The 24,683-nt window shown below is 74.5% G+C and carries 21 protein-coding genes; 11 read left to right on the top strand and 10 right to left on the bottom strand.

Annotation, left to right across the window (positions count from 1 at the left end; translation table 11 throughout):
- Window positions 1-82: 82 nt before the first annotated feature.
- Complete coding sequence (locus ACFVFR_RS01840) at window positions 83-1,111, top strand: sugar-binding transcriptional regulator (protein WP_383697395.1); 1,029 nt, start codon at window positions 83-85, stop codon at window positions 1,109-1,111.
- A gap of 189 nt (window positions 1,112-1,300) precedes the next feature.
- Here the strand turns inward: ACFVFR_RS01840 and ACFVFR_RS01835 are convergent, their stop codons facing one another.
- Complete coding sequence (locus ACFVFR_RS01835) at window positions 1,301-2,002, bottom strand: MSMEG_1061 family FMN-dependent PPOX-type flavoprotein (RefSeq protein ID WP_383697026.1); 702 nt, start codon at window positions 2,000-2,002, stop codon at window positions 1,301-1,303.
- A 54-nt stretch (window positions 2,003-2,056) separates the two neighbouring features.
- A complete protein-coding gene (locus tag ACFVFR_RS01830) occupies window positions 2,057-3,031 on the bottom strand; it encodes a PDR/VanB family oxidoreductase (protein ID WP_383697024.1) in 975 nt (324 codons plus the stop codon).
- A gap of 68 nt (window positions 3,032-3,099) precedes the next feature.
- Between ACFVFR_RS01830 and ACFVFR_RS01825 the strand changes: the two genes are divergently transcribed.
- Window positions 3,100-3,756, top strand: coding sequence for a TetR/AcrR family transcriptional regulator C-terminal domain-containing protein (locus ACFVFR_RS01825; RefSeq protein ID WP_383697022.1), 657 nt, complete (start codon window positions 3,100-3,102; stop codon window positions 3,754-3,756).
- Window positions 3,757-3,908: 152 nt separating this feature from the next.
- Here ACFVFR_RS01825 and ACFVFR_RS01820 read toward each other — a convergent pair whose 3' ends face one another.
- Together ACFVFR_RS01820 and ACFVFR_RS01815 are read right to left on the bottom strand one after the other, a co-directional pair.
- Window positions 3,909-5,057, bottom strand: coding sequence for a Vms1/Ankzf1 family peptidyl-tRNA hydrolase (locus ACFVFR_RS01820; RefSeq protein WP_383697019.1), 1,149 nt, complete (start codon window positions 5,055-5,057; stop codon window positions 3,909-3,911).
- 148 nt (window positions 5,058-5,205) lie between these two features.
- The gene (locus ACFVFR_RS01815) at window positions 5,206-6,162 is read right to left on the bottom strand and encodes an LLM class F420-dependent oxidoreductase (protein WP_383697016.1); all 957 of its coding nucleotides are present in this window, start codon (window positions 6,160-6,162) and stop codon (window positions 5,206-5,208) included.
- A gap of 285 nt (window positions 6,163-6,447) precedes the next feature.
- On the opposite strand from ACFVFR_RS01815, the gene ACFVFR_RS01810 reads away from it, so the two are divergent.
- The 3 genes from ACFVFR_RS01810 (at window position 6,448) to ACFVFR_RS01800 (ending at window position 9,226) form a co-directional block, all read left to right on the top strand.
- Window positions 6,448-6,771, top strand: a complete 324-nt coding sequence (locus ACFVFR_RS01810) for a plasmid stabilization protein (protein WP_383697015.1) — start codon at window positions 6,448-6,450, stop codon at window positions 6,769-6,771.
- Window positions 6,772-6,814: 43 nt separating this feature from the next.
- Window positions 6,815-7,486 (top strand): endonuclease, encoded by a 672-nt coding sequence (locus ACFVFR_RS01805; RefSeq protein WP_383697012.1) that lies wholly within the window; start codon window positions 6,815-6,817, stop codon window positions 7,484-7,486.
- Between the two features lie 303 nt (window positions 7,487-7,789).
- Window positions 7,790-9,226 (top strand): GuaB1 family IMP dehydrogenase-related protein, encoded by a 1,437-nt coding sequence (locus tag ACFVFR_RS01800; protein ID WP_383697010.1) that lies wholly within the window; start codon window positions 7,790-7,792, stop codon window positions 9,224-9,226.
- 194 nt (window positions 9,227-9,420) lie between these two features.
- Here ACFVFR_RS01800 and ACFVFR_RS01795 read toward each other — a convergent pair whose 3' ends face one another.
- Window positions 9,421-9,717, bottom strand: coding sequence for a DUF1330 domain-containing protein (locus tag ACFVFR_RS01795; RefSeq protein WP_383697008.1), 297 nt, complete (start codon window positions 9,715-9,717; stop codon window positions 9,421-9,423).
- A 158-nt stretch (window positions 9,718-9,875) separates the two neighbouring features.
- Between ACFVFR_RS01795 and ACFVFR_RS01790 the strand changes: the two genes are divergently transcribed.
- The 3 genes from ACFVFR_RS01790 to ACFVFR_RS01780 all read left to right on the top strand — a co-directional run bounded on the left by ACFVFR_RS01790 (window position 9,876) and on the right by ACFVFR_RS01780 (window position 12,258).
- Window positions 9,876-10,694, top strand: coding sequence for a TetR/AcrR family transcriptional regulator (locus ACFVFR_RS01790; RefSeq protein ID WP_383697005.1), 819 nt, complete (start codon window positions 9,876-9,878; stop codon window positions 10,692-10,694).
- A gap of 140 nt (window positions 10,695-10,834) precedes the next feature.
- On the top strand, window positions 10,835-11,566 hold the full coding sequence (locus tag ACFVFR_RS01785) for a class I SAM-dependent methyltransferase (protein WP_383697003.1): 732 nt from the start codon (window positions 10,835-10,837) through the stop codon (window positions 11,564-11,566).
- A 236-nt stretch (window positions 11,567-11,802) separates the two neighbouring features.
- Complete coding sequence (locus ACFVFR_RS01780; protein WP_383697001.1) at window positions 11,803-12,258, top strand: Lrp/AsnC family transcriptional regulator; 456 nt, start codon at window positions 11,803-11,805, stop codon at window positions 12,256-12,258.
- A 349-nt stretch (window positions 12,259-12,607) separates the two neighbouring features.
- Here ACFVFR_RS01780 and ACFVFR_RS01775 read toward each other — a convergent pair whose 3' ends face one another.
- A complete protein-coding gene (locus ACFVFR_RS01775) occupies window positions 12,608-13,183 on the bottom strand; it encodes a hypothetical protein (protein WP_383696998.1) in 576 nt (191 codons plus the stop codon).
- Between the two features lie 396 nt (window positions 13,184-13,579).
- Here ACFVFR_RS01775 and ACFVFR_RS01770 point away from each other — a divergent pair, with 396 nt between their 5' ends.
- Together ACFVFR_RS01770 and ACFVFR_RS01765 are read left to right on the top strand one after the other, a co-directional pair.
- Window positions 13,580-14,386 (top strand): carbon-nitrogen hydrolase family protein, encoded by an 807-nt coding sequence (locus ACFVFR_RS01770; RefSeq protein WP_383696995.1) that lies wholly within the window; start codon window positions 13,580-13,582, stop codon window positions 14,384-14,386.
- A gap of 189 nt (window positions 14,387-14,575) precedes the next feature.
- Entirely contained in the window at window positions 14,576-16,291 is a 1,716-nt protein-coding gene (locus tag ACFVFR_RS01765; protein WP_383696993.1) for a flavin monoamine oxidase family protein, read from the top strand.
- A 40-nt stretch (window positions 16,292-16,331) separates the two neighbouring features.
- On the opposite strand, the gene ACFVFR_RS01760 is transcribed toward ACFVFR_RS01765, so the two are convergent.
- From ACFVFR_RS01760 to ACFVFR_RS01750, 3 genes are all read right to left on the bottom strand, one after another.
- Window positions 16,332-16,994, bottom strand: coding sequence for a DUF5995 family protein (locus ACFVFR_RS01760; RefSeq protein ID WP_383697394.1), 663 nt, complete (start codon window positions 16,992-16,994; stop codon window positions 16,332-16,334).
- A 224-nt stretch (window positions 16,995-17,218) separates the two neighbouring features.
- Window positions 17,219-18,670: a uracil-xanthine permease family protein gene (locus ACFVFR_RS01755; protein ID WP_383696991.1), complete on the bottom strand. Its 1,452-nt coding sequence runs from the start codon at window positions 18,668-18,670 to the stop codon at window positions 17,219-17,221.
- 507 nt (window positions 18,671-19,177) lie between these two features.
- Window positions 19,178-20,440 carry an MFS transporter gene (locus ACFVFR_RS01750; protein ID WP_383696988.1) on the bottom strand — a complete coding sequence of 421 codons (1,263 nt, stop codon included), beginning with the start codon at window positions 20,438-20,440 and terminating at the stop codon, window positions 19,178-19,180.
- Between the two features lie 134 nt (window positions 20,441-20,574).
- On the opposite strand from ACFVFR_RS01750, the gene ACFVFR_RS01745 reads away from it, so the two are divergent.
- Window positions 20,575-21,891, top strand: a complete 1,317-nt coding sequence (locus tag ACFVFR_RS01745; RefSeq protein ID WP_383696985.1) for an ROK family transcriptional regulator — start codon at window positions 20,575-20,577, stop codon at window positions 21,889-21,891.
- A 288-nt stretch (window positions 21,892-22,179) separates the two neighbouring features.
- Here the strand turns inward: ACFVFR_RS01745 and ACFVFR_RS01740 are convergent, their stop codons facing one another.
- Window positions 22,180-24,525 carry a chitinase C-terminal domain-containing protein gene (locus ACFVFR_RS01740; RefSeq protein WP_383696982.1) on the bottom strand — a complete coding sequence of 782 codons (2,346 nt, stop codon included), beginning with the start codon at window positions 24,523-24,525 and terminating at the stop codon, window positions 22,180-22,182.
- Window positions 24,526-24,683 lie beyond the last annotated feature (158 nt).

Genomic DNA, 24,683 nt, shown 5'->3' with positions numbered 1-24,683 from the left:
CCGTTTCTGACAGGATGACGGTTGAGTCCAGAACGTGAACAGTGAGGAGAACGCGGTGTCGACGGGCCGTTCAGCCACGCGGATGGGACCCGCCGAGCTGGTGCAGGCGGCGGCCATGGCGCGCCGCTTCTACCTGGAAGGCAAGTCCAAGATCCAAATCGCCGAGGAGTTCGGCGTCAGCCGCTTCAAGGTGGCCCGGGTGCTGGAGACCGCGCTCGACCGCGATCTGGTGCGCATCGAGATCCGGGTGCCGGCCGAGCTCGACGCCGAGCGTTCGGACGCCCTGCGCGCCCGGTACGGACTGCGGCACGCGGTGGTGGTGGAGTCCGCGCCGGCGGCCCTGACCGACGGCCCGGAGGACGCGGCCGGCCTCGCGACGTCCGCTCCCACCGACCCGGAGAACCTCGGCGAGGTGGCCGCCGACCTGCTGGGCGAGCTGGTCACCGAGGGCGACGTGCTGGGCCTGGCCTGGGGCCGCTCCACCATCAACACGGCCGCCGCCCTGCACCGACTGCCGCCGTGCACCGTCGTCCAGCTCACCGGCGTCTACGACGCGGGCACGGCCGAGCGCGGCTCGGTCGAGGCGGTTCGCCGGGCCGCCGCCGTCTCCGGCGGCGAGGCCCACCCCATCTACGCGCCGATGCTGCTGCCCGACTCGGCGACGGCCGCCGCGCTGCGCCGCCAACCCGGCATCGCCCGCGCCTTCGACTACTTCGACAAGGTCACGGTGGCGGCCGTGTCCATCGGCTCCTGGGCGCCGGGCATCTCCACCGTCTACGACATGCTGAGCGAGGAGGAGCGGGCGCAGTACGCCTCGCTGGGCGCCGCCGCCGAGATGTCGGCGCACCTCTTCGACACCGAGGGCCGGCGCATCGGCCGTGACCTGGGAGAGCGCTGCATCACGGTGGAGGCGGACCGGTTGCGCCGTATCCCCGAGGTGGTGGCCATCGCGGGCGGGCTGCGCAAGGCGGAGGCGATCGGCGCGGTGCTCCGCTCCGGCCTGGTGACCAGCCTCGTCACGGACACCGCCGTCGCGGACTACCTGCTCCTGGAGACCGGCCCGGGGCCGCGCCCGGCGCTGGACCGGGCCGACCCGGACGGTGCGAGCTAGCGCGTCGCCCCACCCCGTACCGCCACCGGCGGCGAACACCGCGCGCCCCTGACCTTTCGGCAGGGGCGCTTTCGCTGCCCCGGCGCCGGCCCGGGCGTGCCGGGGCCCGCGGGCGCCCGGCGGACCCGGCCGGCGCCGGCCCCGCCCCGGGGTGGCGGCGGGGGCCGCGTCCGGGGCGGGTGCTCGGGGTCAGTAGAGGCCGTGCGTGTAGTGGTCTTCCAGCGTGGCCTCCAGGGTGGACACCTGGGCGCCCAGGGAGCGGGCCAGCTTGCCGGCGTTCTCCGCCACGGTCAGGCCGGCGAAGCTGCCGCCCAGGGTGAGGGCGTCAGCCAGGTGGCGTGCGTCGCCCTCCCACAGCCGGGCGCGGACCACGGCCTTCCCACACTGCCCGAACACCTCGCGCACGCGCACGATCGTGGCGAGCTCGGCCGGCCTGCCCTCGGCGCCGAGCCGCTCCAGCAGGTCGGGGTCGTCGGTGACGAAGGCGTCCCCGTTGACCCGCAGCACCTCGCGCACGCCGGGCACGAAGAACGCCAGGCCCACCGCCGGGTTGCGGCAGATGTTCTCGAAGGTGTCGGCGAGCCGGTTGCCGGGGCGCTCCGGCAACGCCAGTGTCCACGGGTCGAGTACCCGCACCGAACCCGGTGGGTCGCCCTTGGGGCTGGTGTCCAGTCGCCCGTTCTCGTCGGCGCTGGCCACCACGCGGAACGTGCTGTGCGCGATGAAGCGCGTACTGAACTCGCCGAGATAGGGCTCCTTCTTCTCCGCGATGAACGGCGTCGGGTGGCCCAGCACCTCGCGTATCCGGGCCAGGTCGATCGACGGGTAGTCGTCGGCGGCGGTGCGCCCAGGGGCGGCGCGGCGGTGGCTGGTGGTGGGGTCCTCGGTCACGGTCGTCCTCCTTCTCGTGTCCACGGGGCGCGGCCGGCCCCCGCGCGGGGCGGCTCAGACATCGAGCACCAGCCGGGGGCCGCGGGCGCGCGAGACGCAGGGGTACATCCGGTCGCCCGCCTCGCGTTCGTCCGCCGTGAGGATGTCGTCGCGGTGGTCGGGAACGCCGTCGAGCACCCGGGTCTCACACGTACCGCACACGCCCTCCCGGCAGGAGCCGGTCACCGGTACGCCGGCGGCCTCCAGCGCGCCGAGGACGGAGCGGTCGGGCGGCACGGTCACCGTCCGGTCCGAGCGCGCGCACACCACCTCGACCTCCGCGCGCGGCGCCTGTGGTCGGGGCCGCGCCGCGAAGCGCTCCATGCGCACGGCGCCCCGCTCCCAGTGCGCGCTTCCCTCCTCGATCGCGCTCAGCAGGGACTCCGGTCCGCAGGCGTACAGGGCGGTGCCGGGGCGTGGTCGCTCCAGCCACTCGCCCAGCGGGATGCGGCCGGTCCGGTCGGCGGGGTAGCGCCACACGCGCCCGGCGTAGGGGGCCAGTTCGTCGAGGAAGGCCATCGAGGCGGCCGTCCGACCGCCGTACGCGAGCCGCCACGGCACGCCCAGCCGCTCGGCCTCCCGCACCATCGGCAGGATCGGGGTGATGCCGATGCCTCCCGCGACGAACACGTACGCCGGTGCCGGACCGAAGCCGAAGTTGTCCCGGGGGCCGCGCACGCGCACCGGCTGTCCCGGGCGCAGGAAGGCGTGCACGTACTCCGAGCCGCCTCGGCCGGCGCGCTCGCGGAGCACCCCGATGCGGTACCGGGAGCGGTCCTCCACGGCGCCGCACAGCGAGTACGGGCGGGCGATGCCGGTCGGCAGGACCAGTTCGACATGGGCGCCGGGCCGCCAGGGCGGCAGGTCCCGCCCGTCGGCGGCGCACAGCTCGACGGAGACCACGCCCGCCGCCTCCCACCGCAACTGCCGTACCACCATGGCCGACTCGACCGCCCGGGGGCGCGAGCGGGCCGGGGCCTCGTTCAGCATAGAACACCCCGCAATGCGTTTAACATTGTTAACGTCACTGAATTCACGGTAGTGATAACGTTGTTAACGTGTCAACGGGAACTCGGGAAGGCGCGGGGCGTGCCAGGTCGCCGCTGCGGGCGCGGGCGGTGGCGCGGGCGGCGCTCGCGCTGGTGGATTCCGGCGGCCTGGAGTCGCTGACGATGCGCAGGCTGGCCACCAGCCTGGAGGTACAACTCCCCACGCTCTACCGGCTGTTCGACAACAAGCGGGCGTTGCTCGACGAGATGGCCGAGGCGTTGCTGGGGGACGTGCTGGAGCGGGCCGAACTGCCCGAGGGCGCCTGGCCGCGACGCGCCTCGGCGTTGGCCCGGGCGCTGCGCGCGACGCTGCTGGCGCAGCGGGACGGGGCCCGCGTCGTCGGCGGGACCTACACGGTCAACGAGCCCACGCTCGCCCTCGCCGAGACCCTGCTGACGATCCTGGGGGAGGAGGCCGACCTCGCACCCGAGGCGGCCCTGTGGGCCGTCACCACGCTCTTCAGCTACGTCCTCGGCGAGGTGCTGGAACAGCAGGGCGCCACCGGTGGCGAGGTGGAGCTGCTCGACACCCTGGCGCGCGAGGGGCGCTATCCCCACCTCGCGGCCACCCCGATGCATCGCTTTGTCGACTTCGACGCCCGTTTCGAGTTCGGGCTGCGCGTCCTGATGGCGGGGCTGGCCGCCGAGGGCGCGGGGGAGGGCTGACGGGTCCGGCCGGCGGGCGGGCGGGGGGCGGGGCGAGGGTCGTGGACCCGCGGCGGGCCCGCCTCCTGTGTCCTCGCCCGGGAGGCGGGCCCGGTCGGCGGGGTGCCGCGTCGGCGGCGGTATCGCGCCGAGCGGCTCGGTCGCGTCCTCGCTCAGTGCGGGCTGGCGGGCCAGCGCAGGAGCGCGCCGAGTCCGCCCGCCGGGGCCAGGGCGGGATCGCTGACGGCGACAGCCTCGGCCCCGCCGGCGATGGCCGCGCGCAACAGCGCGTCGTCCGCGCGCGCCGGTGCCGGGTTCACCGCCCCCAGGTACTGCAGCTCACTCCCCCGTACGGCCAGTTGGTCGCTGCCCGGACCGATCCACACCTCGCGCCCGGCGTCCTGTCCCGCCGGCGCGACCAGCAGCGTCTCGATCTGGTGCTCGCGGGCCGCCTCGACCAGCGCCGGCACCCCCGCGACCGCGTGCGCGGTGCCGTCGTCGTGCTGGCCGGCGTGGTAGCGGTCCAGTGTCCGGGTCAGGCGTTCGCTCTCGTGCGCGGCGCGTACCTGGGCGATGTCGCGTTCGAGTCGCTCGCTGCCGGAGCCGGTGGGGCGCGCGCCGTGCTCGCTCTCGGCGGTCACCGCGCGCAGCGGCTCGGGCAGCCGCTCGCGCACGGCCTTGCGCTCCCGGGCGTCGCCGACCAGCAACATCACCTCGGCACCGCAGCGCTCCCACATCCGCTGGGCGGCGTCGGCGATCTCGGCCGCGTTCCGCTCCCAGGTGTTCTCGACCGCCGCCTGGAAGTGCCGCTCGGACCAGTCGGCCGACGCGGTCTTGCGCACCGGCCAGTCGGCCCCCTCGACCTGCCCGCTCTCGCGCTGGCCGGCGTCGTCGCGCACCTCGAAGTCGGCTCCGGTGTGGTCCACGTACGCCACCAGGCACGGCGTCGGGTCGCCGACGGCGCTCAGCAGCGGCGTCAGCCTGGGCAGCGCCGACCACGTGGTCAGCGGGCTGGTCGGCGGCCCCGGCAGTGGCACGTCGACGACGACCTCGCCGTTCGTGGCGAAGACGGCGCGCCCGGTGCGCTTGCCCGACGCCGGGGGCCTGCCGATCGGGCCCGGTTCCGGGCTGGTGAGCAGGGCCCGGTGGACCGCGTCGCGGGTCGCGGCGGGCGTGCCGAGGTCGGCGAGCTCCTGCGTCACGGCGCGGGCCGCCAGCTCCTGGCGCTTGGCCGCGTCCTCGGTGGCGTGCGAGGTGTCGGCGTAGACCGAAGCCCAGGGGCCCTCGTACGAGAGGGTCGGACGAAGAAGCGAGAGACGCATGGTGCCTCCTTGCGGTCACGGGTGTCGGGCGACTCCCGACCCGGGTGCCCCGCCGTGATCGAACGGAACACGATCGGGCGGTCCCGGTCGGTCGCACCGGCGGGCCGACCGCTGGCGGGCGGGCCCAGCGGGCGGGGCCGGCGGCGGCTCAGGCCGGAAGCTGGGGCAGGACCCTGGTGCGGTAGAAGTCGAAGAATCCGCGCTGGTCGGGGCCGATCTGGCTGATGTGCACGGTGTCGAATCCGGCGTCCACGTAGGCGGTGACGGCCGCGACGTGGGCGTCCACGTCGTCGCCGCACGGCACGTTCCCGGCGATCCGCTCGCGCGGCACCAGCGTCGTGGCCTGCTCGAAGTGGCTCGGTGTCGGCAGCACCTGGGGCAGCTCGCCCGGCAACTGCTCGCTCGACCACAGCCGGTGCGCCGTGTCCACGGCCCGCTCGCGGTCCGGGCCCCAGCACACCTTCAGCCCGCCCTGTACGCGCTTGGCGCCGCCGCCCGCGCGCCGGAAGCGCTCGACGGAGTCGACGGAGGGCGCCATGGTCACGTAGCCGTCGCCGATCCGCCCGGCGAGCTCGGTGGCCGCCGGCCCGAAGCCGGAGACGTCGATGGGCACGGGCTCCTCGGGGACCGTGTAGAGCCGGGCGTTCTCCACCGTGTAGTACGTGCCGTGGTGGGTGACCTCCTCGCCCGTGAAGAGCATGCGCATCACGTGGACGGCCTCTTCCAGCATGGCCAGCCGGACGGCCGCCGGGGGCCAGCGGTCGCCCAGGACGTGTTCGTTGAGTGCCTCGCCGCTGCCCACGCCGAGTCGGAATCCGCCGCCGAGCTGCACGGCGCTGGTGGCCGCGGCCTGCGCCGTGATGGCCGGGTGCAGCCGTACGGTCGGGCAGGTGACGGCCGTCTGGACCGGCAGGGACGTGGCCTCGGACAGCGCCCCGATCACCGACCACACGAAGGGGCTCTGGCCCTGGGCGTCGTTCCACGGATGGAAGTGGTCCGAGAGCCACAGCGAGGTGAACCCCGCCTGCTCGGCCATCCGCGCCTGCTCGACCAGCTCCCGTGGCCCGTGTTCCTCGCAGGGCAGGAAGGCGCCGTACGTCGTCATGCGGTCTCCTCGGCACGTGTGACGGTCCCCGTCCGGCTGGCCGGGTAGCCGCTGGTGGCGTGCGGAAACCTGACCCCCGGGGCGTACGGCTCGCCCGAGGTGGCCGGTTTGTCCGGGCACTCTCGGGTAACCGGGGAAGGGTCGCGGTGTGCGCGGCCGGAGCTGACGCGTGACGTCACACGGCCGGCCGTGCCACCCCGAGACGAGCGGACGAGCAACTGTCCCCACTGGAGACAGGGCGGGCCCCGAAGGCCCGCCCCCGACGACCCGAGGAGGGCCGACCCGATGCCCCGAGGTTCGAGCGACAAGCGCGAGCGGCAGTACGAGAAGATCAAGGAGAGCCAGCAGGAGCGCGGCGCGAGCACCAAGCGGGCCAAGGAGATCGCCGCCAGGACCGTGAACAAGGAACGCGCGCGCTCCGGCGAGGCCGCCACGGCCAGCCGCACCTCGACCCAGGACATCTCCTCGGGCCGACGCGGCGGCAAGCGCTCGCACAGCGGCGCGGCCGGGCCCACCCGCGACCAGTTGTACGAGGAGGCCCGGCGCAAGGGCGTCGAGGGCCGCTCGTCGATGAACAAGGACCAGCTCGCCCGGGCCGTCGGCCGCTGAGACCCACGGCGAGACGGGACCACCGCAGCGGGCGGGAGGAACCATGACGACGACCCGCCGACGACCCCCCGAGGAGCGGGCCACCGTGCGGGCCCTGCTCGACACCCACGGCCGGACCTTCGCCGCCGAGGCGGGCATCCGACTGCGGGACACACCGCAGCCGCTGTACCAGCTCCTGGTCCTGGTCGACCTGATGAGCGCGCCCGTCAGGGCGTCCGTGGCGCTCGCCACGGCCCGCTCCCTGACCGAGGCGGGGCTGCGCGGTCCGCGCCGGATGGCGGACGCGAGCTGGCAGCGGCGGGTGGACGCGCTCGGCGAGGGTGGCTACCGCCGTTACGACGAACGCACCGCCACCCAGCTCGGCGAGGGCGCCGAGCTGTTGCGCGAGCGCTACGGCGGCGACCTGCGCCGCATGCGCCGCGCGGCCGACGGCGACGTGGACCGGCTGCGCGCGCTGCTCCAGGAGGTGCCGGGACTCGGCCCGACCGGCGCCGACATCTTCCTGCGCGAGGTGCAGCGCGTCTGGCCAGAGGTCGCGCCCTACCTGGACGCCAAGGCGCTCCGGGGCGCCCGACGCCTGGGGCTGCCGGAGCGGCCGGATGACCTGACCCGCCTCGTCGCCGCCGAGGACGTGGCGGCACTGGCCGCCGGCCTGGTGCGGGCCGCGCTCGACGCGTCGGTCGCGGACGAGGTACGGGAGCGGGCCGCCACATGAGAGCGGGAGCGCCCCCACCGGCGCCCGGCACGCCGCGCCCACGGGGTCACCCCCCCCGCACGTCGTACCGGCGCACGTGGGGCGTGGGTCGGGGAGGAGTGGGCCGGCCCTGGTAGGAAGCTACGAAGCGGCTCGCCGGTCCCTCGGCGGAAGGTCCACAGATACGAACGCGGGTTCGCCACTCGCGTGCGATATCGGTGATGATGGCGTAGGAGCCGCAGCCGGGACCGCAGTGCCAACGGCGCCGGTCCGACGCTGACTCCCCACCCGCCCTTCCGTAAAACCGCAGGTGAGAGAGTTAGCATGCGATTTCTGAACGACGCGCGGCCGTCCCATGACCTGACGTACGACGACGTGTTCATGGTGCCGAGCCGCTCCGCGGTCGGCTCCCGACAGAGCGTGGACCTCGGCTCCCCGGACGGAACCGGAACCACGATCCCGCTGGTCGTCGCCAACATGACCGCCATCGCCGGACGGCGGATGGCGGAGACCGTGGCCCGGCGTGGCGGGCTCGTCGTCATCCCGCAGGACATCCCGATCGAGGTCGTCACCGAGGTGATCGGCTGGGTCAAGACCCGGCACCTGGTGTTCGACACGCCCATCGTGCTCGCCCCGAGCCAGACCGTCGCCGACGCGTTGGCCCTGCTGCCCAAGCGGGCGCACGGCGCGGGCGTCGTGGTGCGCGAGGGCCGCCCCGTCGGCGTGGTCACCGAGGCCGACCTGACCGGCGTGGACCGCTTCACCCAGCTCTCCGAGGTCATGTCCCGGGAGCTGCTGGTGCTGGACGCGGACATCGATCCGCGCCTGGCCTTCAACCAGCTCGACGCCGCGCACCGCAAGCTGGCCCCGGCCGTGGACCGGGACGGCAAGCTCGTGGGCATCCTCACCCGCAAGGCCGCGCTGCGCGCCACCCTGTACACGCCGGCCACCGACGCCTCCGGCGGGCTGCGGGTCGCCGCCGCCGTCGGCGTCAACGGCGACGTGGCCGGGCGGGCCAAGTCCCTGCTCGACGCGGGCGTGGACACCCTGGTCGTGGACACCGCGCACGGCCACCAGGAGTCGATGATCAACGCGCTGCACGCGGTGCGTGGGCTCGACCCGCGGGTGCCGATCGTCGCGGGCAACGTCGTCGCCGCCGAGGGGGTGCGCGACCTGGTCGCGGCGGGCGCCGACATCGTCAAGGTGGGCGTCGGACCCGGCGCCATGTGCACTACCCGGATGATGACCGGCGTCGGCCGCCCGCAGTTCTCGGCGGTGCTCGAATGCGCCGCCGAGGCCCGCCGGCTCGGCAAGCACGTCTGGGCCGACGGCGGCGTGCGCCACCCGCGCGACGTGGCCATGGCGCTGGCGGCCGGCGCGTCCAACGTCATGATCGGCTCGTGGTTCGCCGGTACGTACGAGTCGCCCGGCGACCTCCAGCAGAGCGCCGACGGACGGCTGTACAAGGAGAGCTTCGGCATGGCCTCCGCCCGCGCGGTGCGCAACCGCACCAGCGAGGAGTCGGCTTACGACCGGGCTCGCAAGGCGCTCTTCGAGGAGGGCATCTCCACCTCGCGGATGTTCCTCGACCCGGCCCGGCCCGGCGTCGAGGACCTGATCGACACGATCATCGCCGGCGTGCGCAGCGCCTGCACCTACGCGGGCGCCCACTCGCTGGCGGAGTTCCACGAGCGGGCCGTGGTCGGTGTGCAGAGCGCCGCCGGCTACGCCGAGGGCAAGCCCCTGCACGCGAGCTGGTAGCGACACCGCCCGCGACCGCCCGCACGCCCCGACCGCCCGTACGCCCTGGGCGGTAGCACGACCCGGCCCGCCCGGCCCGCCCCCGACCGACATCGGGGCGGGCCGGGCGGGCCCTCGCGCGTAACGGGCTCCCGCGCGGCCGGCCATGGGGGGCCTTTTCCGGGGGCACGGGGTGAGCGCGCGCGGGCGCTCCGTCAGGCCGTCGTGCCCGGCACGAACAGCATGCGCACGTCGATGGCCCCCACCCGCTCGGCGGCGGCCCGCGCGTACTCGGGCGAGGTGTGCCACTCCCTCAGCCGGGCCATGTCGGGGAACTCCAGCGTGGTCACCACCCGGCCCGCCGGCCAGGTGCCCTCGGCGGCCTCGGGGACGGTGCCCTGGACGAGGTAGCGACCGCCGTAGCGGGCGATCGACTCCTCGGCCAGGACGCGGTAGCGGTCGGCGGCCTCGTGGTCGTACACCTCGGCGTCGACGAGTACGTAAGCGGGCATGGCGAACTCCGTTCGGGGCGCTGGGCCGCGCGGCGACCGTCGCCATGGGGTGGCGGCAACCGCGATGACACGGCGGAAAGATCTGACGCAGCGAATAGAACTGATGCGGCAGGTAGAAATGACACGCCGTATACTTCTGTAACGCCGAAGATTTGGCAATGCGGAATCATGAGTCGCCGACGACAGCGCCGGCGACGGCGGACACGGCGACGAGGGGTGACGCGATGGTCAGCGCGACGGAACGGGTGCCGAGCCGACGGGAGCGGCTGCGGGCCGAGGCGACCGGGCAGATCCTGGAGATCGCCCTGCGCCAGATGGCCGCCGAGGGCCCCGGAGGGATCTCGCTGCGTGGCATCGCCCGCGACATGGGCATGACCCCCCGCGCCATCTACAGCTACTTCGCCACCCGCGACGAACTGATCACGGCGCTGATCCGGGCGCTCAGCACCGGGCTCGCCGACGCGTTGGAGCGGGCCCGCGACGACGCGCCCGCCTGCGACCCCGAGCGCCGCCTGCTGGCCTGGGGGCAGGCGCTGCGGACCTGGGCGCTGGCCAACCCGCAGGGCTTCCACCTCGTCTACGGCGACCCGATCCCCGGCTACCAGCCCCCGCCCGGCCCCGGACCCGTGGACGAGGCCGCGCTGCGGATCTGCGGCGGGCTCAACCGCCTGGTAGCGGCGGCCGGTTCCGGCCCGGGCCCCGCACCCGGGGCCGCCGAGGCCGACTGGGCCGCCTTCCCGCCCGCCTACCGGGACCGGGTGCGGGCCGAGGCGCCGGACCTCACGCCCGCCGTCGCCGCGCGGGCCCTGCGCGTCTGGGGCCGGCTGCACGGCCTGGTGACCCTGGAGATCCACGGCCATCTGCGCGCGGTCCACACCGACCCGGCCGCGCTCTACCGCGCGGAGATGCTGGACCTCGTACGCGACCTGGAACGGGACGCGGAGCACGCGGTGGACCGGGCGCGGCCCGATGCCTGAGCCCCACGGCCGAGGTCGGCGACCGGACCCGGCCGGCGGGCCCGGCGCGCGCCGGGCGGGGGCGCGCGGGCCCGGCCGGCGCGGAGAAGGTGTGCGCCGGCGTCTGTCCCGTGCGCCGGGGCCCGTGCTGTGATGACGGGATGGACGCCACACCGCGCGCGGGACACCAGGGAACGGGGCCGGGGCCCATCACACCGGACGGCTGTGCCGTGGAGATGTACGCCCGGCTGCCCGCGGGCGACGAGCCGGACATCGTGGCCGCCCACGTGCCCGCCGGCGCGCGCCTGCTCGAACTCGGCTCCGGCGCGGGACGGGTGACCCGACCGCTGCTGGCCCGTGGCCTGACCGTGGTCGCCGTCGACGAGTCGCCGCAGATGCTCGCGTACGTCGAGGGGGCCCGCACGGTGTGCTCGCCGATCGAGACGCTCGACCTGGGCGAGACCTTCGACGCGGTGCTGCTCGCCTCGTTCCTGGTCAACACGGCCGACGAGGAACTGGGGCGGGCGCTGCTGCGCACCTGCGCCCGGCACGTGGCGCCGGGTGGCCAGGTGCTCGTCCAGCGCGAGAACGAGCGCTGGCACGATCCGGCCCGGGTGCCGCGCGCCTGGGAACGCGACGGCCAGCGCGTCCGCGTCGCCTCGGTGGAACCCCAAGGCGCCGACCGGGTCGCGGTGCGGATGGAGTACGGGTACGAGGGCGCCGAGTGGAGCCACTCCTTCGTCTCCCGCGTGCTGCCCGACGCCGCGTTCGAGGCCGAACTGGTCGGCGCCGGGCTGGTGTTGGACGCCTACCTCACCGACGACCACAGTTGGGCGCTGGCCGTGCCGGCGCCGGCCGAGCCGGGGAGCGGCGCCCGGCCGGCCGGTCTCTGAACGCGGGACAGGCCAGGCGTGCCCGGCGGCCACGCGGCCCGCGCCGAGGCCGGCCCAGCCCGGCGCCCCGGGCCGGCCCTGGCCGTGGACGGGCCCGCCGGTGTCGGCGCCGGTGGGTGCGCGCGGGGAGAGCGACAGCCACCTCGCGCGTTTCGTGTGACGATGGCCCTTGATCCACCGTTCCGCCCACCGGCCGCCCGCGCGGCCGGCGCCGCAGAGAAATGAACCCACCCGCCGTGCGACTGAACCAGCTCGACGAACGCATCGTGCACGCCCTCGCCGAGGACGCCCGCCGCTCGTACGCCGACATCGGCGCCGAGGTCGGCCTCTCCGCTCCCGCCGTCAAACGGCGGGTGGACCGGCTGCGGGCCGAGGGCGCGATCACCGGCTTCACGGTGCGCGTGGACCCGGTGGCCCTCGGCTGGCAGACCGAGGGCTTCGTCGAGCTGTACTGCCGCCGCAACACCTCGCCCGAGGACATCCACCGCGGGCTCTCGCGCTACCCGGAGGTCGTGTCCGCCTCCACCGTCACGGGCGAGGCGGACGCCATCGTGCAGGTCTTCGCCTCCGACATGCGGCACTTCGAGGGCGTCCTGGAACGCATCGCGGGCGAGCCCTTCGTCGAGCGGACCAAGTCGGTGCTGGTGCTCTCGCCGCTGCTGCGCCGCTTCACCTCGGGCGCCCCGACCTAGCCGGACCGGGGCGGGCGCGACGGACGACGGAAGGCGGTCACCGCGAGGCGCGATCCGTGCGCCCCTCGCGGTGACCGCCGTGCCGGACGGCACCGCCGGTGAGCCTCGCCCCGGGGAGGCGCGAGCGGCGGGTGACGGGGCGGGGTGACGACCGGGCTCCAAGCGGCCGTCACTCTCCGTGCGCCCCGGGTCCGGCGATGGCGCGGGAGCGGCCGGCCATCGGCGCGGACCTGTCGTCCGGCGGCCCGGCGCGGGGTGTGACGGCCCCGGGCCGGGAGTGTGGGTGGGAGGGGACCGGTGCCGCGTCCGCCGCGTGCGACGGTCGACGGACGGGCACCGGAGCGGTGGGTCAGCGTGCCGCGTCCATCGTGACCACGGTGAAGTCGCCACGCTCGACCGTCTCGAAGGGGGCCGAACTCACGCAGGGCGGCAGGTCCTTGGTGAGGGTCGGGTCGTTGGTGCCGGCCCAGCTGTAGCCGACCCGGTCCGGCTTGCCACGGCCCGTGTCGTGCACCGTGAAGCCGATCCGCAGCCCCTCCAGGCCCTCGACGTCGGTCCGCTCGACGACGCCGGTCGCGACGGCCACCTTGCCGCCCGAGGCCAGGCAGTCGATCCGCCCCGTGGCGAAGCCGCGCTCGGTCGCGCCGATGTGGCGGAAGCCGAACGTGCCCCGGGCCGTGTCCGGCTCGCCGTGCGCGCCGAAGGTGAACCGCACGTCGTCGCCGTCGGGGCGGAGCAGCTTCGCCGAACCGGTCAGGCTCGGCTCGGCGGGCGCCGCGCGCCCGCCGCCCCCGGTCCCGCCGCCCCCGGTCCCGGCGGCCGAGGCGCCGGCGGCGCCCACCGCCAAGAGCGCCACGACGCCGAGGGCGGCGAGGCGGATTCGGGTGGGGGTGGCGGCGGGCATCCGAGGAGCGAAACGACTCACGGCGGTGGTCCCTTCGGGGCGGTGTGCGAGCGGCCGGGCGGCCGGTCTCGGCGACGGACACCAGCGTGCCGCCCGGCACCGGTCGCGCACATCGCGCCACGGGCTGACCACCCGTACGTACGCGGTCGCCCCAGCGCGCCGCGCCGTGCGACCGCAGAGGGAGCGCGCCGCCCCCAGCGGTACGCCCAAAGGCTGACACCCTCGCTCTCACCTGCGAGGACGCGCCGCGCAACGAATCGCCGTCCAGAGCCTTGAACGCGCAACGAATCTCTCGTCAGAGCGCAACGGACGCGCCTTGTCGGGCCTCGCGGGCGGACCGTACCGTCTACAGGGCCGCCCGCAAACCCGCACCGTCCGCCGTGGCCCCTGTGCCCGCGTCACCGCCCGAGGGGTTCCATGACCACGCCGCGCACCGCCCTGCTCCAGTCGTCGGGACGCCCCGGGGACGTCGACCACAACCTGGGCCTCCTCGCGGACGCCGCCGCCCGCGCGGCGTCCGCCGGCGCGCGCCTGCTGACCGTTCCGGAGCTGTTCCTGACCGGGTACGCGATCGGGGAGCGCGTGCGCGAACTGGCCGAGCCGGCCGACGGGCCGTCCGCGCGGGCCGTCGCGCGCACGGCCGCCGAGCACGGGATCGCCATCTGCTACGGCTACCCCGAGCGCGCGGGCGAGCGGATCCACAACGCGGCCCAGTTGGTCGACCCGAGTGGTCAGCGGCTGCTCAACTACCGCAAGGCGCACCTGTACGGCGCGTTCGAGGAGCGCTGGTTCACCCCGGGCCAGCCGCCCGTGGCCCCGGTCGAGCTGCCCGCTCTCGGCGGCCTCCGCGTCGGCGTCATGATCTGTTACGACGTGGAGTTCCCCGAGTACGTCCGGGCGCACGCCCTGGCCGGTACGGACCTGCTGCTGGTGCCCACCGCGCAGATGCACCCCTACCAGTTCGTCGCCGAATCCCTCGTACCGGTCCGCGCGTTCGAGAACCAGCTCTACATCGCGTACGCCAACCGCACCGGCCCCGAGGGCGAGTTCGACTTCGTCGGGCGGAGCTGCCTGGCCGGGCCCGACGGCGTCGCCAGGGCCCGCGCCGGGCAGGGCACGGAACTGGTGGTCGCCGACCTCGACGCCGCGTTCCTGGCCGCCTCGCGGCAGGCCAACCCCTACCTGCGCGACCGCCGCCCCGCGCTCTACACGACCCTGGGCTGACCCGCCCCGCCCCGCGCCCACCCGCGTGGCCCCCACCGCCGCCCGCGTCACGGCCCCGCCCCGGTCGCGCGGTCTCTGGCCACGGCCCCGCCACACCCCGCCCCGTCCGCTTCCCCCGCCGCCCGCACGGCCCCGCGCCCGTGCCCGCCCGAGCGCGCCGCCGCGCCCGTACGCAAGGAGTCCGCCCCCATGACGTCCACGGTGCCCACCGCCGTCCACGACGAGCAGCCCACGCGGCCCGCGCAGCCGCCCCTGACGATGTTCGGGCCCGACTTCCCGTACGCGTACGACGACTACCTGGCCCACCCGGCCGGGCTCGGCCAGATCCCCGCGACCGAGCACGGCAGCGAGGTCGCGGTCATCGGCGGTGGCCTGTCGGGCATCGTCGCCGCGTACGAGCTGATGAAGATGGGGCTGCGGCCCGTGGTCTACGAGGCCGACCGGATCGGTGGACGGCTGCGCACCGACCGCTTCGAGGGCTGCGCCACCGACGACGGCCAGCCGCTGACCGCCGAGATGGGCGCCATGCGCTTCCCGCCGTGCTCCACCGCGCTCCAGCACTACATCGACCTGGTGGACCTGAAGACCCGACCGTTCCCCAACCCGCTGGCCCCGGCCACCCCCTCCACCGTCGTGGACCTGAAGGGGCGCTCGCACTACGCGCGCACCCTGGAGGACCTGCCGGAGGTCTACCACCAGGTGATGGACGCCTGGAACACCTGCCTGGAGGAGGGCGCGGACTTCTCCGCCATGCAGCGGGCACTGCGCGAGCGGGACGTGCCCACCATCCGCGCGATCTGGGCGCGGCTCGTGGAGAAGCTGGACAACCAGACCTTCTACGGTTTCCTGTGCGACGCGCCGGCCTTCGCCTCCTTCCGGCACCGGGAGATCTTCGGCCAGGTCGGTTTCGGTACCGGTGGGTGGGACACCGACTTCCCCAACTCCATCCTGGAGATCCTGCGCGTCGTCTACACCGGCGCCGACGACGACCACCGCGGCATCGTCGGCGGCAGCCAGCAACTGCCCGAGCGGCTGTGGGAACGGGCCCCGGAGAAGATCACGTACTGGCGACAGGGCACCTCGCTCAGCTCGCTGCACGAGGGCACCCCGCGCCCCGCGGTCACCCGGCTGCGTCGTACGGCGGGCAACCGGATCACCGTCACCGACGCCTGCGGCGACATCCGCACCTATCGCTCGGCGGTCTTCACGGCGCAGAGCTGGATGCTGTTGTCCAAGATCGACTGTGATGACGCGCTCCTCCCGATCGACCACTGGACGGCGGTCGAGCGCACCCACTACATGGAGTCCAGCAAGCTCTTCGTCCCCGTCGACCGGCCGTTCTGGCTGGACACCGACGAGGAGACCGGGCGGGACGTGATGAGCATGACGCTCACCGACCGCATGACGCGCGGCACCTACCTGCTGGACAACGGGCCCGACCAGCCCGCTGTGATCTGCCTGTCCTACACCTGGTGCGACGACAGCCTGAAGTGGCTGCCGCTGTCGGCGAACGAGCGGATGGAGGTCATGCTCAAGTCGCTGCGCGAGATCTACCCCAAGGTCGACATCCGCCAGCACGTCATCGGCAACCCGGTCACCGTGTCCTGGGAGAACGAGCCGTACTTCATGGGCGCCTTCAAGGCCAACCTGCCGGGCCACTACCGCTACCAGCGGCGCCTGTTCACCCACTTCATGCAGGACCGCCTGCCCGCCGACAAGCGCGGCATCTTCCTGGCCGGCGACGACATCTCGTGGACGGCCGGCTGGGCCGAGGGCGCGGTACAGACGGCGCTGAACGCGGTGTGGGGCGTCATGCGGCACTTCGGCGGCACGAGCGACGCGACGAACCCGGGCCCGGGTGACGTCTACGACGCGATCGCGCCGGTGGAACTGCCCGAGGACTGAGGCACGGCCCCCGGGGCGGGGGCTCGCGCACGGGTTCAGCTCACGCCCGGGCCGCCAGGGGCGTCAGCAGGACGCGGCCGACCAGGCCGACGCCGGCGTCGACCCGCTCCGCGTACTCCCGCGCGAGGTCGGGCTGTTCGCGCAGGGCCCACAGCGCCCGGAAGGAACCCCACGCCGCGTCGCGGGCCCGCTCCAGGCTCCACGCGCCGACCAGGTGGGTGAGCGGGTCCGCGACGTCCAGCAGGTCGGGGCCGGGCATCAACTCCTCGCGCACGCGCTCCTCCATGCCGACCAGTACGTCGCCCACCCGGTCGAAGTCGCCCTCCAGCGCGGCCGGGTCACAGCCCACGGAGACACAGGTGTCGCGGAGCGCGAGGGCCAGGTCGTTGCCGATGTGCGCGTTGATCCCGGCCAGGGCGAACTGCACCGGCAGCACCGCCGGATGCCGCCGCAGCTCGAACAGCGGCCGCCAGGCCGCCGTGGGCCGTCCGCCGTCCGCCGCCGCGTCCACCGAGGCCAGGTAGCGCGCGGCGAACCGGGCCGTGAGCTCCTCGGCCGCCGGCCCGTGGTGGAAGTGGCCGGCCGAGAGCCGGTCCTCGACCTCCTGGGTGACCGAGAGGTACACGCGGTTGAACACGGCGACCCCGTCCCGACCGGGCAACGCGCGCTCCAGCGCGATCATCCGGCGCACCGCCCGCTCCATGGTGGGCGGTGCGTCGCGCCGAGGGGCGGGGCGGGAGGTGAATCGCTGATCGGCCTGCGTCATGCGGTCAGCGTCCCAGCCCGAACGCCCGCTCGGCAGCCCCCGATCCTGCCTTCCTCACAACGGATGAACCGGTCTCGGCCGCGCCCCGGCCCCGTCCGGGGACGGCGCGACGTCACCCGGCGGCGCCCCCGACCTGCCGGGCCCCGGGGCCGGTGCCAGGCTCAGCCCTGGTCCTTCGCCTCGGGCCGCGCCGCGCGCGCGGTGTCGGGCGCGGCGTCGGAGCCGCTGTCGTACGCCGTCGTGCCCTCGTCCAGCAGCGGCGCGTCCGGGCCGTAGGCGGGGGCGGGCTCCCGGAGGTGGGCGGGGGCCAGGGCGCGCAGTACGTGGTAGCCGCTGAGGACGACGATGGTGCCGAGCGCGATGCCGCTCAGCTCGAAGTTGTCGCTGATCTTCAGCGTGACGTTGCCGACGCCGATGATCAGGCCGGCGGCGACCGGCACCAGGTGCAGCGGATTGCGCAGGTCCACCTTGTTGTGCACCCAGATCTGGGCGCCGAGCAGGCCGATCATGCCGTAGAGGATCACCGTGATGCCGCCGAGCACCCCGCCCGGGATGGCCGCGACCACGGCGCCGAACCTGGGGCAGAGGCCGAACAGTAGGGCGAAGAGGGCCGCCGCCCAGTAGGCGGCGGTGGAGTAGACGCGCGAGGCGGCCATGACGCCGATGTTCTCGGAGTACGTGGTGGTGGCCGGGCCGCCGACCGCCGTGGAGATCATGCTGGCCGCGCCGTCGGCGGAGATGGCCGTGCCGAGCTGGTCGTCGAGCCGGTCGCCGGTCATCTCGCCCACGGCCTTGACGTGCCCGACGTTCTCCGCGATCAGGGCGATCACCACGGGCAGGGCCACCAGGATCGCGGACCAGTCGAAGGCGGGCCCGTGGAAGGACGGCAGCCCGAACCAGTCGGCGTGCGAGACGGCGGACAGGTCGAGCCGCCAGTGGTCGACGGCCTCCGTCCCGCCGTTGACCGAGTGGATCCGGCCGAAGACGCGATCCAGCAGCCAGGAGAAGCCGTAACCGAAGACGAGCCCGAGGAAGATCGCGATCCGGGACCAGAACCCGCGCAGACACACCACGGCCAGGCCGGTGAAGAGCATGGTCGCCAGCGCGGTCCACTGGTCGGTGGGCCAGTAGGTGCTCGCCGTGACCGGGGCCAGGTTGAGCCCGATCAGCATCACCACCGCGCCGGTGACCACCGGCGGCATCGCCACGTGGATGACGCGGGCGCCGAAGGTGCGTACCGCGAGTCCGCTGAGCAGCAGCGCGCCGCCGACCACCAGGATCGCGCCCGTCACGGTCGCGCTGTCGCCGCCCTGCGCGCGGATGACCGCGGCGACACCGACGAAGGCGAGGCTGCACCCCAGATAGCTGGGCACCCGGCCACGGGTGGCCAACAGGAACAGGATCGTGGCCACGCCCGACATCATGATGGCGAGGTTGGGGTCCAGGCCCATCAGGACCGGGGCGACGAAGCTGGCCCCGAACATGGCCACGACGTGCTGGGCGCCCAGGCCCGCCGTCCGGGGCCACGACAACCGCTCGTCCGGCCGCACCACGGCCCCGGGGGCGGGGGTACGCCCGTCGCCGTGCAAGGTCCAGCGCACGCCGAAGCCCATGGGGTGCTCTCCGTTTCCCACCTTCCCCGCGCCCGTTTCGGCGGGTGGTCGGTGCGTTCTCTGCTCGCTCGTGGTCGTTCGTCGTCGGCCCGCGCGTACCGTCCGCCCGGCGGCCCCAAAGCACCGGTGCGCACGCGTACCCGCGGGCTCCACGCGGTGGTCCCGCACGCGTCCCGTACGCGCTCCGGCACGGCGGCCACCGCGCGGGGCGGTCACGGTCCGCACCGCTCGTGGCACCGCTCGCGCGGCCGGCGCGGGCGGTCTCCCACCCCGCCGACCGGCGACACGGGCCACCGGCACGACGCAGAGTAGTATCACCCGCCCGCCGACCACTTCGCGCCAGGTGGCTCGATCAGACGAGGCGACCAGTGGTGTACACGAGGGGCCCCGGCTCGGGCCCCGTGGCCGGGTCGCCGGCAGGCCGTTCGCCCGCACGGGGGCCGGTTGGTGGGGCCGAGCGTGTGCGGCCCGCGGATCACGTGCGCCCGCGCGGGGGCCGCGCGCGGCTCAGGGCTCGCGCGTGGGGGCCACGGCGGAGGAGTCGGCGGCCCGCGTCGACGCGCCCGGGCCCGCCGTGGGCGTACCGCCGACCGCCGCGCGCAGCACGCCGGCGCCCGCGACCAGGCCCAGGGCCAGCAGGGTGACCAGGCCGAAGGAGACCGTCAGGGAGGTCATGTCGGCCACCGAGCCCATCGCCGAGGGGGCGATCAGACCCGAGGTGTAGGTGATCGTCGCCACGCCCGCGATGGCCTGGCTGGGGGCCGGACCGCTGCGCCCGGCCGCGGCGAACGCCAGCGGCACCACCACGGCGACGCCCAGGCCGAGGAGCGCGAAGCCGCCGAGCGCCATCGCGGGGTGGACGGCCGTGACGACCAGCAGTCCGCCCAGCGTCGCGCACACCCCGCTGACCCGCACCGTGCGTACCGCGCCGAACCGGGTCACCACCGCGTCGCCGGCCAGCCGGGCCACGGCCATCGTGCAGGCGAACGCCGTGGTGGAGGCGGCGGCCAGGCCCGGCGAGGTGTCCAGCTCGTCACGGAGGTAGACCGCCGACCAGTCCAGGCTCGCCCCCTCGGCGAACACCGCGCAAAACCCCACCGCGCCGATGACCAGGGCCGACTTCGGCGGCAGGGCGAAGTGCGGCGGCGCGTGGTCGTCCGGCGCGCTCCGCAGGTCCAGCACGCCCCGACAGGCCAGCGCGCCGAGCACGGTCAGCACGGCCGCGGCGACGGCCAGATGGGCCCGGGCGTCCACCGCCGCGTGCGCCGCCACCGTGCCGGCCGCCGAACCGAGCAGCGCCCCCACGCTCCACATACCGTGCAGCCCGGACATGATCGAGCGGCCCAGGCGCGCCTCGGTCTCCACGCCCAGGGCGTTCATCGCCACGTCCGACATGCCCGCCGTCGCGCCGTAGACGAACAGCACCCCGCACAGCGCGGGCAGGCCGGGGGCGAGCGCGGGCAGCGCCAGCGCGAGGGTCCACAGCGCCAGCATGCCGCGCAGCGCGGTGCGGGCGCCGAAGCGGTGGCTGACCCAGCCCGCCGCCGGCATGGCGACCGAGGCGCCCAGCGCCGGGAAGGCGAGCGCGAGACCGAGCTGGCCCGCGCTCACGCCCGTGTGGTCCTGCACCCAGGGGACGCGGGTGGCGAAGCTGCCGGTCACCGCGCCGTGCACGGCGAAGACCAGTGCGATGGCGACGCGCGCCCGGCGTAGGCGCGCCTCGGTGGGGGCCGCGGGGTCGGCCCCCGTCCCTGTGCCGGCGTCCACCATGCCCGACCCTCCCGATCCCGTGTCCCGGGCCCCGCGCGGGGCCCCCGGAGAGGGATTCCCCGGAGCGCGTGAAACTATCAGGAACCCTGCCTGATAGATAGTGAAGCCCCATCGGACGTGCAAGGATTCCCGTCATGCCCCCGACGCGCGTGCACTCCGGCGGCAAGACCGCCTCCCCGAGCACCGCCCGCGCCATCAACGACCGCCTGGCGCTGGGCCTCCTCCAGCGCGAGGGCCCGTTGACGGCCGGTCAGCTCAAGCAGCTCACCGGCCTGTCCCGGCCCACCGTGGCCGACCTGGTGGAGCGCCTGTGTGGCGCCCAACTGATCACCGTGGTCGGCGAGGCGGGCGCCGAACGGCGCGGCCCCAACGCCCGGCTGTACGGCATCGTCGCCGACCGGGCCCACCTGGCCGGAATCGACGTCCGCACCGACGGCGTCACGGTCTGCGTGGCCGACCTGCTCGGCCGCTCCCTGGCCGAGGCGGCACTGCCCATCGGCCCGCGCGCCACCACCCCGCCGGCCACCGACGTCCCGGGCGGGCTACCCCCGGGGGGCCTGTCCGAGGTGGCCGCCGCCGTGGACCTGCTGGACCGTATGGCGCGGCGGGCGGGGGCGACCTCGCTGCACACCATCGGCGTCGGCGCGCCCGGCCTGCTCGATCCGGCCACCGGCGCCCTGGGCAGCAGCACGAGCTGGCTCCCGCACTGGCACGCGGCCCTGGTGGCCGCCGTGCGCGAGCGCTTCCCGGCCGAGCTGCTCCTGGAGAACGAGGCCAACCTCGCCGCCGTCGCCGAACAACGCCTTGGCGCCGCCCGCGACCGGGACACCTTCGTGCTGCTGTGGCTCGGCGGGGGCACGGGCGCGGCCGTCGTGCTGGACGGCGTGCTGCGCCGTGGGGCGTCCGGCGGCGCGGGCGAGATCGGCTTCCTGCCCGTCCCCGGCACCGGCGGGCTGCCGACGGCGACCGACTGCGCGGGCGGCTTCCACACGCTGGCCGGCGGTCCCGCGCTGGGTGAGCTGGCGCGCCGGCACGGGCTGAGCGTCGAGGGGGAGGGGGTGGCGGCGGCCGAGCGTGTCCTGCGGACGGCCGTCGCCGCCGTGGGGCCGGAGCGGCCGGAGCCGACCCAGCCGCCGGGGCGTGACCAGCGGGGGGAGCGGCCCGCGCGGCGCCAGGCGGACGCCTTCCTGGACGCGTACGCGGACGCGGTGGCCATCGGGGTGGCGGCGGTGAGCGCCGTGCTCGACCCGGGGTGCGTGGTCCTCGGCGGCGAGTGCGGGCGCGCGGGCGGCGAGGTGCTGGCCCAGCGCGTGGGGGAGCGGGTGGCACGCATGACCCCGGCCCGGCTCGACGTACGCGCCGGCGCCGTCAGCGGTAGCGCGGTGTTGCGCGGCGCCGTGCTCACCGCGATGGACGCGGCGCAGGACGCCCTGTTCGCACCGCGCGACTGAGGCCGCCCACCCTCGCGGGCACCCGTCCGCGCGTGGCGTGGCACGCGCGGACGCCGGGTCCGTGGTCGGACCCGGCGCCGGAGCCCGGGGCCACGCGCGGTGGCCGGCCGCCGGGGCGGTCGGCCACGCGTGTTCTCGGGCTGGGTCTCACGCGGGGACGTGGGCGTCGGTGTGGGGTTCGGTGTGGGGCCCACCGAACCGGACCCCCGCCGCTGAGAGGGGGCCCGGCCCGGTGGGGCACCCGGCGACGGGTGACGCGCACTTCACCGTCGCCGGGTGGTCAGGGGGTCAGCAGGCGCCCTGGTCCTGCCAGACGCCGTCGCCGCCCGGCTCCTGGCCCTGGGTCCACCACTTGGCCTTCCAGGTGTGGCTCTTCCAGGAGACGGTCGCGCCGCCGTTGTAGACCGCGGTCTTGTCCCACGCGGGCGCGGTGCACTGGCCGCCGTTGCCGCCATTGCCGCCGTTGTTCCCGCCGTTGTTGCCTCCGGTGCCGCCCGTGCCGCCGCTGCCGCCGTCGCCGGGTTCGACGACCTTGGTGCCGCGCGCCAGGTCACCGGCGAGCGCGTACGACTTGCCGCCGAAGGAGACCGTCCAGTTCGACGGGGTGGAGGTCGGCAGGTTGTAGACCAGGTCGAAGGTCAGGGACGCGCCGGGGGCCAGCGACTGCCAGCTCGGGAGCTTGACCGAGGCGCGGTGGTAGTCACCCTTGAGACCGCCCACGTTGGGGCCCGTGTGGTCGCTGCGGATGACCTTCAGACCCCAGCCGCTCTGGTCGCGGGCGTTGCCGGGCGAGGCGGTGGCGTAGTCGAACTGGAACTCCGCGCCGCCGGGGATGGTGGACTTGGTGTTGTTGGTGACGCGCACCTTCGGGCTGATCGGGTAGTTCGAGTCGCCCAGCGGGAACTCGCCGAAGTTCACGTCGAGGTCGATCGCCTCGGTGGGCAGCTGCGTGGTGGCGCGCTTGGCACCGTAGGCCGGGGCCGCCTTGAAGGCGTCGTGCAGCGCGGTGGTGAGCGTGTTGCCCGGCTCGTACTGGTTCTTGCCCGCGTTGAACGCGTAGTCGCCGGCCAGCTCCCAGATCATGGTGCCGCCCAGGCCCTTGTCGACCACGTACTGCGCCTTGGCCTTGACCGACTGCTCGTCCTCGGTGGACAGGAACACCTTCTTGTCGGCGTTCCACAGCCACGGGGCGGTCAGCGTGGAGTCGTAGTTGCGTGCGTAGCTGCCGGTGAGCTTGGTGTCGGCGGGGAAGCCGTAGCGGGTGACGTAGTCGCCGACGACGCCCTTCTCCAGGTTCTTGGCGTGCCACATCGGGTTGGAGCCGGCCGGCGACTCCTTGCCGTTGTCGTCCTTGTCGTGCCACAGGTTGTCGATGCCGACCGCGCCGTCACCGCACTCGGTCAGCCCCGAGCCGGCCGGGCAGGAGGTGGCCTTCGAGGTGCCCCACAGCCCGTTCTTGCCGCCGTTCACGTTCTTCCAGCCACGGGTGTAGTACGGCAGGCCCAGGTTGATCCGGCCCGCCGGCATCGCGCCACGGAAGTAGTGGTAGGACCAGTCGCCGTTGAGGTAGCCGATGCCGCCGTACTGCGGGGCGGTGTACACGCCCCACTTGGCCAGCTCGGCGTCCTTGCCGTCGTCGTAGAGCGCGGCGTTGGGGCCGACGAACTCGTTCCAGGCGCCGTGCAGGTCGTAGGACATGATGTTGACGTAGTCCAGGTACTTCGTCGTCTGGTACGTCTCCATGCCGCGCAGCAGGTACGCCGAGGAGGGGGCGGCCACCGACAGCAGGTAGTGCTTGCCGTCCGCGGCGCTGGCCCGGTCCAGCTTCTCGCGCAGCGTCTTCATCAGCGCCGCGTAGCCCTTGTTGAGCCCCCCGCGCCGGGCGTTGGCCAGCGGCCAGTCCTGCGGGTGACCGGCGTCCTTCATGGACGTGGGGTACTCGTAGTCGATGTCCACGCCGTTGAAGCCATAGGCGCGGATGAAGTCCACCGCGGAGTCGGCGAAGGTGTTGATGCCCGCCTGGTTGACGGAGCCGTCGGCGTTGGTGGCCATCGAGTAGAAGCCGCCGGACTTGACGCGCTCACCGTTCTCGTCGATGTAGCCGCCGGTCTCGGCCCAACCACCCACCGAGATCAGCGTCTTGACGTTGGGGTGCTTCTTCTTGAACTTGTTCAGCAGGTTGAAGTGACCCTTGTACGCGTACTCCGGGTCCATCTCCGCGCCCTCGACGCCGGGCCAGGTCAGGCCGGTGGAGGGGTTGTTGGCCGTGTTGGCCCCGACCGAGAGCTTGTTGGCCTTGTCGACGTGCGCGAAGGCGTAGTTGAGGTGGGTGACCTTGTCCCACGGGATGTCGGAGGCGAGGTAGGCGGGGGTGCCGTCCTTGCCGGTGCGCCAGCTGGTGAAGTAGCCGATGACGCGGCGCTGGTGGTCGGTGCCCATCTTCTCGCGGCCGTCCGCGTCGTAGACGGAGCAGTAGGGGACGTCGACGCCCGGGGTGCGGTACATGCCGTCGGGGCGACAGGCGGACTGGTCCTCGGCGTGTGACTCGGCGACCGAGAGAGTGCCGACGAGGAGTCCGGCGAGAGCTGCGGCCGACGCGGCCAGCGTGGCTCTCGCGCGGGTGCGGGACAACACGATCGGGTCCTCCTGGAAGGGGCTCGATGGAGCTCGCGGGGGTGAGTCGTGCCGTGGGGGGCGTGGGGCGCGCGCTGTGGGAGGTGGCGGATCGGGCGCCGAGGCGTGCGCACACCTCGGTTCGGTTGCTCGAAGGTGTGGCAGAGGCTAAGAGGACT

This window comes from Streptomyces sp. NPDC057702 (genome assembly GCF_042799315.1).
In the GTDB taxonomy this organism is placed as follows: Bacteria; Actinomycetota; Actinomycetes; order Streptomycetales; family Streptomycetaceae; genus Streptomyces.
The sequence above is the reverse complement of the archived record's forward strand: the minus strand, read 5'-3'. Positions and strand labels throughout refer to the sequence as shown.

Coding starts and splice junctions, on each gene's coding strand:
- ACFVFR_RS01795 (WP_383697008.1), bottom strand. CDS start 9,717: ATGCCCGCTTACGTACTCGTCGACGCCGAGGTGTACGACCACGAGGCC.
- ACFVFR_RS01830 (WP_383697024.1), bottom strand. CDS start 3,031: ATGCTGAACGAGGCCCCGGCCCGCTCGCGCCCCCGGGCGGTCGAGTCG.
- ACFVFR_RS01760 (WP_383697394.1), bottom strand. CDS start 16,994: ATGGAGCGGGCGGTGCGCCGGATGATCGCGCTGGAGCGCGCGTTGCCC.
- ACFVFR_RS01745 (WP_383696985.1), top strand. CDS start 20,575: ATGCCCCCGACGCGCGTGCACTCCGGCGGCAAGACCGCCTCCCCGAGC.
- ACFVFR_RS01770 (WP_383696995.1), top strand. CDS start 13,580: ATGACCACGCCGCGCACCGCCCTGCTCCAGTCGTCGGGACGCCCCGGG.
- ACFVFR_RS01805 (WP_383697012.1), top strand. CDS start 6,815: ATGACGACGACCCGCCGACGACCCCCCGAGGAGCGGGCCACCGTGCGG.
- ACFVFR_RS01840 (WP_383697395.1), top strand. CDS start 83: ATGGGACCCGCCGAGCTGGTGCAGGCGGCGGCCATGGCGCGCCGCTTC.
- ACFVFR_RS01755 (WP_383696991.1), bottom strand. CDS start 18,670: ATGGGCTTCGGCGTGCGCTGGACCTTGCACGGCGACGGGCGTACCCCC.
- ACFVFR_RS01790 (WP_383697005.1), top strand. CDS start 9,876: ATGCGGAATCATGAGTCGCCGACGACAGCGCCGGCGACGGCGGACACG.
- ACFVFR_RS01800 (WP_383697010.1), top strand. CDS start 7,790: ATGCGATTTCTGAACGACGCGCGGCCGTCCCATGACCTGACGTACGAC.
- ACFVFR_RS01750 (WP_383696988.1), bottom strand. CDS start 20,440: ATGGTGGACGCCGGCACAGGGACGGGGGCCGACCCCGCGGCCCCCACC.
- ACFVFR_RS01815 (WP_383697016.1), bottom strand. CDS start 6,162: ATGACGACGTACGGCGCCTTCCTGCCCTGCGAGGAACACGGGCCACGG.
- ACFVFR_RS01810 (WP_383697015.1), top strand. CDS start 6,448: ATGCCCCGAGGTTCGAGCGACAAGCGCGAGCGGCAGTACGAGAAGATC.
- ACFVFR_RS01765 (WP_383696993.1), top strand. CDS start 14,576: ATGACGTCCACGGTGCCCACCGCCGTCCACGACGAGCAGCCCACGCGG.
- ACFVFR_RS01820 (WP_383697019.1), bottom strand. CDS start 5,057: ATGCGTCTCTCGCTTCTTCGTCCGACCCTCTCGTACGAGGGCCCCTGG.
- ACFVFR_RS01785 (WP_383697003.1), top strand. CDS start 10,835: ATGGACGCCACACCGCGCGCGGGACACCAGGGAACGGGGCCGGGGCCC.